This is a genomic window from Clostridium puniceum (assembly GCF_002006345.1).
In the GTDB taxonomy this organism is placed as follows: domain Bacteria; phylum Bacillota; class Clostridia; order Clostridiales; family Clostridiaceae; genus Clostridium; species Clostridium puniceum.
Window position 1 is genome coordinate 1 of record NZ_LZZM01000120.1, and the last position, 990, is coordinate 990.

The 990-nt window shown below is 29.2% G+C and carries 1 pseudogene; it reads right to left on the reverse strand.

The window, feature by feature from the left end:
* A pseudogene (locus CLPUN_RS27600) lies at nt 1–990 on the reverse strand (hypothetical protein); the annotation flags it as partial.

The following is a 990-nucleotide window of genomic DNA, read 5'->3' on the forward strand; positions in this document are numbered from 1 at the left end:
ATTCTCGATATTTAAGGATTTTCTTATTTATTTTGCTATCGCCTTCGAGTTGTTTTTTACTGTTGATGGCTTTATAGCATTTCTTACAGACAGTCATAAGGTTTTTGACCTTGTTTACTTCGTTTACAGGAAGTCTTTTAGTAATGTGACGAATTTTAGTTTCTGCTATATTCAAAGATACTCCACAAATTCTACAGTTTCCCTTATCTCTATTAAATGCATATGGTCTATTCATGTGATATTCAAAGTTATTAAATCTATCTTTTTGTGTCCCATTAATGCATTTAAGTGTTATGTTAGAATCTAATCTTTTATTTAGTTCCATTGCTCTTTCCTTGAGGGGTTTCCTTTTCATTCTGTTTAAATATTTAAGTCTGCCCTCATAGCTATATGGAGTTTCTTCTTGATTCTTTTGAAAAATTTTTGTCCATCTAACCATATTAATATTGGTAATAGCAATAATTTCTCCTCTAATCATAATTGAGGCAAGTTTTTCCGTATATTCAGAATGAATTAATTGTAAATTGCTACTTTCACAGGCTCGTATCCATTGAGTTTTTCTCCATCTTTTTAGGCTGTTAAATGCTGAACATCCAATCATTTTACTGAATTTGTTAAATACTATGTTTACTCTTGTAGAATATTTGTAATATTCTATTAATCCTCGAATCATACTATTAATATTATGAATTTGGATGAGTTTTTCATCATTGCTTGGATATGTGTTAATTTTCCTTATTTCATCTAGTATCTTTCTAATTTTAGGTTTAATTCTCTTGATATCCGGTTTGCTTCTAACTACATATCCAGATTTTCCTTTTCCTCTCCAGCATTTGATTTCAAAACCCACAAATCTAATTGGTTGTTTCCTCATGTTAGTTATTTTTGTCTTTTCTGTTGATAAATCAAGGCAAAGTCTATCTTTTAAAAAATTTTGAATTCTGTATTTAACTTTTTCAGCATTTACTTTTGTATTTGTAAACACCACCC